Origin of the sequence: Actinoplanes sp. NPDC051633 (assembly GCF_040681735.1) — a bacterium.
Lineage (GTDB): Bacteria > Actinomycetota > Actinomycetes > Mycobacteriales > Micromonosporaceae > Actinoplanes.
Window position 1 is genome coordinate 1 of the sequence record NZ_JBFAZH010000307.1, and the last position, 7316, is coordinate 7316.

The following is a 7316-nucleotide window of genomic DNA, read 5'->3' on the forward strand; positions in this document are numbered from 1 at the left end:
TTTACCTCTCACTTTTTTATTTTCTTTCAAGTGTCTGTAAGTGATTGTTTTGTTTGTGACACGATCGATTGTGATGTCTAATTGGTTCAATTGGTGATAATTTAACAGATGAAGATGATACTTCTGAATCTGAAGATCAATCAAGTAGTTCTGATGAAGCAACGGTGACACGAAGTAATGTTATCGTCCTGATGCGCTCGGCGCGCCCGCCGCGGGTGCTGCTCGTCGCCACGTTCCGCACCGACGAGCTGCATCGGGGGCATCCGCTGCGGCCGTTCCTGGCCGAGCTCGACCGGGTCCGCGGCGTCCAGCGTCTCGACCTCGACCGGCTCGACCGCGACGGCACCGCCGAGATGCTGACCCATCTGCTCGGCGTGGAGCCCGAGCCGCACACGGTCGACACGGTGTTCGAGCGGGCCCAGGGCAACCCGTTCTTCATCGAGCAGTTCGCCGCGTCCGGCGACGAGTGCGGCGACATCCCCGACAACCTTCGCGACTTGCTGCTGTCCCGGGTCGACCAGCTGCCCGAGCCGGCCCAGCGGGTGCTGCGGGTGGCCGCGGTCGGCGGCACCAAGTTCGGTCACGAGCTGCTGACCCGCGTGGCCGGCATGGCCGTGGCCGAGCTGGAGTCGGCGCTGCGCACGGTCGTCGCCGCTCAGCTGATCGTCGTCGACGCCTCGGGTGGCTACGAGTTCCGGCACGCGCTGGTCCGTGAGGCGGTGCACGACGACCTGCTGCCGGGCGAGCACGCCCGGCTGCACGCGCGCTATGCCGAGATCATCGAGGCGGAGCCCCGGCTCCTGCCGATGGGCCGCGCGCCGGTCGAGATCGCCCACCACTGGCACGCCGCGCACGACAACCCCAAGGCGCTGGTCGCGGCCCGCAAGGCGGCCGAGGATGCCGGTCGGCGCTACGCGTTCGGCGAGCAGGCCCGGCTCCTCGACCGCGTGCTGGAGCTGTGGGAGCAGGTGCCCGACGCGGAGGAGCTGCTCGGCACGTGCCACGCCGACCTGCTCGAGGAGGCGGCGATCGCCGCCATCGACGCGGGCGAGATCATGCGTGCGCTGACCCTGACCAAGGCGGCTCTGCACGGGCTCGATGCCGAGACCGAGCCGGTGCGGGCCGCGCGGCTGTTCGTCCGGCGGGCCAGGCTGATGCAGAACGCGGGCAAGAGCAACGGCTCGTCCGAGTCGCGCGAGGCCTATCGGATCCTGCAGACCACACCGCGCACCGGGGAGTCGGTGCGGCTGCTGGCCGACGTGGCGCACGCGCTGAACGGCGTGGACAACGATCTGGCGAGCGAGATCGCACGGCAGGCCGTCGCCGAGGCCAAGGAGCTGGGCAACGTGCCGGCCGAGATCACCGCGACGATCACCCATGGCCGGGTGTGCTCGGGGCGCGTCCCGGCCGAGGAGGCCCTGCCCTCTCTGCTGGCCGCGGTCGAGACCGCGCGGACCTCCGACGACCTGCAGAACCTGGCGTGGGGCCTGGTCAACATCTCCGACACCCTGTTCGAGCTGGGGCGCTACGTCGAGTCGGCGGACGCCGCGTGGGAGGGTGTGCCCAACGCCGACCGGGTGGGCGTGAGCCGCACCCACGGCGTGTTCCTGCTCGCCAACTACGCCGAGGCGCTGATCGCGCTGGGCCGGTGGGACGAGGCCGACGCGTCGCTGGCCGACGCCGCCCGCCTCGACCCGCCCGGCACCCTCGCGCTGCCCCCGCTGCGGCTGCGCACCCACCTGCGGCTCGACCGGGGTCACGAGGGCGCCGAGGCGCTGCTCGCCCGGACGACGAGCTTCCTCGGGAAGCCGTATCTGAAGGACGAGGACCGCCTCTCCCTGCTCGAGCTGCGGCTGATGGGCGCCATCGCCCAGGACGACCACGTGTTGATGGCCTCGGCGGTCCGGGTGGCACTGGCCGAGCCGTCGATGACGCGACGTCCGCGATACGGCTGGCCGACGCTGGCCGCGGCCGCCACCGCGGTGGACCGGCTCGGCGACGACGAGCTGGCCGCCCAGGTGCGCGCGCTGGCCGAGCGGATCCCGGTGCGCCGCACAGTCGACCGGGCGTTCGCCTCGCAGGTGGAGGCCACGCTGGGCCACGACGTGAAGTGCTGGCGCCAGGCGGTCGACGAGTGGCGCGCCGACGGCCAGCGGCACCCACTCGCGGTGGCGCTGCTGGGCTATGCGGCCGCGGCGGCAGGCGCGGGGGACAGGGCGGCGGCCGGTGCCGCGATCGAGGAGATGGCCGAGATCGCCGGCTCGCTGGGCGCGGTGCCGCTGCTCACCGAGGCGACGACACTTGCGCACCGGCTGGGCCTGCGCTCGGCGGCGGCCGCGATCCCGCTGGGCACCGAGCTGCTGACCGCCCGCGAGCGCGAGGTGCTGCGCCTGGTCGCCGAGGGCCACAGCAACAGCCGCATCGCTGAGCAGCTCTACATCTCGCCGAAGACGGCGAGCGTCCACGTCTCCCGCATCATCGCGAAACTCGACGTGGGAAACCGCGTCGAGGCGGCGGCGGTGGCCCATCGCCTGGGTCTGCTGGACCGATGACCTCCGTGCGGCTCCTGGCCGACCTGCCCGAGCTCATCGAGCCGGTCGGCCGGCTGCGGTGCGTCGAGTTCGGCAGCCCGGAGACCCTCGACGAGTGGATCGCCGCGACGCGGCGTGAGGCCGGCCGCACCGACCTGCCGGTCACCTGGGTGGCGGTCGACGACGCCGGCTCCGCGCTCGGCGCGGTCGGGCTCGGCACCAGCGACGTGCCGGACCGGCCGGAGCTCGTGCCCTGCGTGTGGGGCATGGTGGTGCGGTCCGACCTGCGGGGCCGCGGCGTCGGCCGGCTGTTGCTCCGCAGCCTGACGGAGTTCGCGGCCGGCCGTGGATTCGAGCGGATCTGGGTGCTGACCGGGCCGACGGCGGTCCGCTTCTACGAGCGCTGCGGCTGGCGGCGCGTGGAGGAACGGGACGGCGACACGTTGCTGCTCAGGGAGCGTTAGCCGAGCCGCGGCCTGCGGCGGCGAGTACGTCTAAGGTCGATGACCATGGCCGACAGCGAGTGGCGCGACATCCTGGACCGGCTGGACCGTCACGGGGAGTCGGGCCGGCTCTCCCCGGACACCGCCACGCTGCCCGAGCTGATGGACACCTATCGGGTGCCGGGGGTCAGCATCGCGGTGGCCGACGTGAGTGGAGACGAATGGGCGGCGGGCTACGGCCCGGTGAGTCCACGGACCGCGTTCCAGGCGTGCTCGATCAGCAAGCACGTCGCCGCGTTCGGCGCACTGCGACTGGTCACCGACGGCGTCCTGGGCCTCGATGCCGAGATCGGCGACCACCTGACGTCCTGGCAACTGCCGGCCGACGAGGAGTGGCAGCCGCGAGTGACGCTGCGCCAGCTGCTGGCGCACACGGCCGGCCTGTCCAGCAACTGGTTCCGCGGCTACGGCCGGGGCGAACCGACGCCGACCCTGCTGCAAACCCTGCACGGTGAAGCGCCGGCCAACACCCCGCCGGTGCGGCCGAGGCTGCTGCCGGGCAGCCGCTTCCGCTACTCGGGCAGCCACTACGCCGTGCTGCAACAGCTGATGGTGGATGTGACCGGCACGCCGTTCGACGAGCTGATGCGCGCGCTCGTGCTGGAACCGCTGCGCATGGCCGACAGCAGCTACGACCAGCAGTTCCCGAGCCGGCGGCCGGATCTGGTCGCGGCCGGTCATCTCAGCGACGGCACGCCGGTCCCCGGCGGCTGGCGGACGATCCCGGAGATGGCCGGCGCCGGGCTGTGGAGCACACCTACCGACCTCCTCCGGCTCGAGCTCGAGATCGCGCGCGCCACACGGGGCGAGTCGGCGTTGCTCGCCCGGGACGTCGCCGAGCAGATGGTGACGCCGCAGACGCCCGGCGGCCCGTACGGCTTGGGAACGCAGCTCGGACCGCGGCGATTCGGACACACCGGCATGAACGTCGGTTACACCTGCTGGTCCTTCGCGTGGCCGACTGCCGCAGTCGCGGTGATGGCCAACAGCGAGAGCGCGTCGGAGCTGCTGGCCGCGATCCACGCCGCCGCTCGCCGATACGCCGACGACCCGGTGGAGACCGAGGCGGAGCCGGTGCCCGGCCGGTACCTGCTGCACGACGAATACCCGATCGACATCGCCGTCGCCGACGGCCGGGTGACGCTCACCGCCCCCGGCCAGCCGTCAGCCGTGCTGCGGCGGGACCCGGGCGGGCGCTTTCGGCACCCCGGACTCGACCTGAGCGTCCGATTCCGGGCCGAGGGCCTGGAACTGGACCAGGAAGGCGTCGCCCAGACCGCCGCGAAAGCCTAGGCCCGGGCGGCCAGCGCCTGCTGGTAGAGGCGTCCGGCGCGGTACGACGACCGAACCAGCGGCCCGCTCATCACGCCCGCGAAGCCGATCTGCTCGGCCTCCTCGCGCAGCTCCACGAACTCCTCCGGCTTCACCCAGCGCTCGACGGGGTGGTGCCGCGGCGTCGGCCGCAGATACTGCGTGATCGTGATCAGCTCACACCCGGCGTCGTGCAGGTCGCGCAGCGCCTGCGACACCTCGGCGCGCTCCTCGCCCATGCCCAGGATCAGGTTGCTCTTGGTGACCAGCCCGGCGGCGCGCGCCTTGGTCAGCACGCTCAGCGAACGGTCGTAGCGGAAGCCCGGTCGGATCCGCTTGAAGATGCGCGGCACCGTCTCGACGTTGTGCGCCAGCACCTCGGGCGTCGCGCCGAACACCTCGGCCAGCTGCGTGGGATCCGCGTTGAAGTCGGGGATCAGCAGCTCGACGCCGCAGCCCGGCTGCAGCTTGTGAATCTGGCGGACCGTCTCCGCGTAGAGCCACGCCCCGCCGTCGGGCAGGTCGTCACGGGCGACACCGGTCACCGTCGCGTACTTGAGCTCCATCGTCGCGACCGACTCGCCCACCCGGCGCGGCTCGTCGGCGTCGAACTCGGCCGGCCGCCCGGTGTCGATCTGGCAGAAGTCGCAGCGCCGCGTGCACTGGTCACCGCCGATGAGGAACGTCGCCTCGCGGTCCTCCCAGCACTCGTAGATGTTGGGGCACCCGGCCTCCTGACAGACCGTGTGCAGACCCTCGCGCTGGACCAGGCCACGCATGTGTGTGTACTCCGGGCCCATCTTCGCCTTGACCTTGATCCACGGAGGTTTCCGTTCGATCGGCGTCTCGGCGTTGCGCGCCTCGATGCGCAGCATGCGGCGGCCCTCGGGAGCAATAGTCACAAGGCCGAGATTACGCCGGATCATGCGTTGACAGGCCTTCAGGCGACGAGGCTCACGTAGTGGCAGATGTGAGCGCCCTCACGTGACACGTGTAAACCCGCTTTGCTGGGCATTTGCCCCCTGTTAACGTCGAATTCCGGCTGTGACGGAACCGAGTAACGCCCCGACCGACGCCGGCCGAGAGAGCCACCGGGAGCTGTGATGGTGGCCCGGCGCCGGGGCGCGAAGACACTCCTGAGCCGAGCACGACAAGAGGCTCTTCCCGTGGAGGAGCGAAGGTGTGGTGGCACCGCGAGGATCCCGCTCGCCCACACCTCCCTGGGGCCGCGTTGCAGTCATCAGAGGAGGTCAACGCCATGCAACGCATCCTCTCCGAACAACTTCCGAAGCACACCGGCGAGACCGTCGTGATCGCCGGCTGGGTGCACCGCCGCCGCCTGCTCAAGGCGGTCGCCTTCGTGATCGTCCGGGACGCCGCCGGGTTCAGCCAGGTCGTGGTCACCGATCCGGCGACCCGCGCGCAGATCGAGGCGGTCGCCGAGGAGAGCGTGATCGAGGTGCGGGCCGAGGTCACCGCCAACGCCGCGGCGCCGCGGGGGGTCGAGCTGACCAGCCCGCGGGTACGCGTGCTCAGCGCTGTGCGCGTACCCCTGCCTGTCGAACTGCACCGGCCCGCGCTCAGCGCGACGTTGCCCACCCAGCTCGACCACGCCGCGCTGACCCTGCGCCATGCCACCCGGGCGGTGGCGCTCAGAACGGCCGCCGCGGCCACCGAGGGCTTCCGGGCGGCGTTGCGACGCCAGCACTTCGTCGAAATCCACACGCCCAAGATCGTGGCGTCCGCGACCGAGTCCGGCGCGAACGTCTTCCGGCTCGACTACTTCGGCCGGCCCGCCTATCTGGCGCAGTCGCCGCAGTTCTACAAGCAGATGATGGTCGGGGTGTTCGAGCGGGTCTTCGAGGTCGGGCCGGTGTTCCGCGCCGAGCCGCACGACACCGGGCGGCACCTGGCGCAGTACACGTCGCTGGACGCCGAGCTGGGCTTCGTCACCGACCACCGCGACGTGATGCGGGTGCTGACGTCGGCGCTGGCGGGGATGGCCGCGGCCGTCGAACCGTGGGCGTCGCTCGCCGTGCCCGAGGAGATCCCGGCGGTGCACTTCACCGAGGCGTTGCGCATCGCGGGCGCGCCGCCGGACGAGCCGGACCTGGCGCCGGCGCACGAGCGGGCGATCGGGGAGTGGGCGCGGCGCGAGCACGGGTCCGACTTCGTCTACGTGACCGGCTACCCGATGGCGAAACGTCCCTTCTACACCCATCCGGACCCGGCCGACCCGGCCTACTCGAACGGCTTCGACCTGCTCTTCCGAGGCATGGAGCTGGTCACGGGCGGCCAGCGCCTGCACCGCTACGAGGACTATGCGGCAGCCCTGGAGGGTCAGGACCTGAGCGCGTTCGCGGGCTACCTCGACGCGTTCCGCTACGGCATGCCCCCGCACGGCGGCTTCGCCATCGGCCTGGAACGCTTCGTGGCCCGCCTCCTCGAAGCCCCCAACGTCCGCGAGGTCACCGCCTTCCCCCGAGACCTCCACCGCCTGATCCCCTGAACACCAGGCGAGGGCGGAGTCAACGGCGGATGTCGTAGCTGGGTGGGTGGTGCTGACCGCTGCTCACGCCGAGGGCCGGGCGGGCACATCTGGCCGCGGGCGCGTCCAAAGCGATGCGCCCGCCCGGCGACGTGCGTAAGTGGTTGCGCCGCGGCCCGCACACCCCGCGGCCCGACAACAAAAGTGGTAGCCCAGCCACCTGTTCGAGGCGTCGACGGGTGGGTGAGCTACCACTGTTCGCTTGCGGCGCGGGGCCGCGGCCGAGAGTGGTAGCCCACGGGCGCATCTCGGCCCGGGAAAGGCCGCTGGGCTACCACTGTTGGCTTGGCACGCCGGGCGGGCCGCGTAGTGGTAGCTCACGGGCGCATTCGGGCTCGGGAAAGGCCGCGGGGCTACCACTGTTGGTCTGGCACGGCCGGCCGGGCCAGGTAGTGGTAGCTCACGGGTGCATCCGGGCCCGGG

5 protein-coding genes are annotated in these 7316 nt (G+C 71.3%); 4 read left to right on the forward strand and 1 reads right to left on the reverse strand.

Annotated features, from left to right (window positions below; all coding sequences use genetic code 11):
* The first annotated feature begins 191 nt into the window (after positions 1-191).
* From AB0M20_RS18620 to AB0M20_RS18630, 3 genes are read left to right on the forward strand one after another with little or no spacing between them, the layout of a single operon-like run.
* Positions 192-2552 carry a LuxR C-terminal-related transcriptional regulator gene (locus AB0M20_RS18620; protein WP_364299652.1) on the forward strand — a complete coding sequence of 787 codons (2361 nt, stop codon included), beginning with the start codon at positions 192-194 and terminating at the stop codon, positions 2550-2552.
* Positions 2549-2995 (forward strand): GNAT family N-acetyltransferase, encoded by a 447-nt coding sequence (locus AB0M20_RS18625; protein ID WP_364299654.1) that lies wholly within the window; start codon positions 2549-2551, stop codon positions 2993-2995. Before AB0M20_RS18620 ends, AB0M20_RS18625 begins: the two co-directional genes overlap by 4 nt.
* A gap of 45 nt (positions 2996-3040) precedes the next feature.
* A complete protein-coding gene (locus tag AB0M20_RS18630; RefSeq protein ID WP_364299656.1) occupies positions 3041-4327 on the forward strand; it encodes a serine hydrolase domain-containing protein in 1287 nt (428 codons plus the stop codon).
* On the opposite strand, the gene lipA is transcribed toward AB0M20_RS18630, so the two are convergent.
* Positions 4324-5220 carry a lipoyl synthase gene (gene lipA, locus AB0M20_RS18635; RefSeq protein ID WP_364299660.1) on the reverse strand — a complete coding sequence of 299 codons (897 nt, stop codon included), beginning with the start codon at positions 5218-5220 and terminating at the stop codon, positions 4324-4326. The genes AB0M20_RS18630 and lipA overlap by 4 nt on opposite strands.
* Positions 5221-5603: 383 nt before the next feature.
* On the opposite strand from lipA, the gene aspS reads away from it, so the two are divergent.
* On the forward strand, positions 5604-6854 hold the full coding sequence (gene aspS / locus AB0M20_RS18640) for an aspartate--tRNA(Asn) ligase (RefSeq protein ID WP_364299658.1): 1251 nt from the start codon (positions 5604-5606) through the stop codon (positions 6852-6854).
* Positions 6855-7316: the final 462 nt, after the last annotated feature.

What these genes read in the sequence shown, in the direction of transcription:
- AB0M20_RS18625 (WP_364299654.1), top strand. Translation starts at nt 2,549, where the DNA reads ATGACCTCCGTGCGGCTCCTGGCCGACCTGCCCGAGCTCATCGAGCCG.
- AB0M20_RS18630 (WP_364299656.1), top strand. Translation starts at nt 3,041, where the DNA reads ATGGCCGACAGCGAGTGGCGCGACATCCTGGACCGGCTGGACCGTCAC.
- lipA (WP_364299660.1), bottom strand. Translation starts at nt 5,220, where the DNA reads ATGCTGCGCATCGAGGCGCGCAACGCCGAGACGCCGATCGAACGGAAA.
- AB0M20_RS18620 (WP_364299652.1), top strand. Translation starts at nt 192, where the DNA reads ATGCGCTCGGCGCGCCCGCCGCGGGTGCTGCTCGTCGCCACGTTCCGC.
- aspS (WP_364299658.1), top strand. Translation starts at nt 5,604, where the DNA reads ATGCAACGCATCCTCTCCGAACAACTTCCGAAGCACACCGGCGAGACC.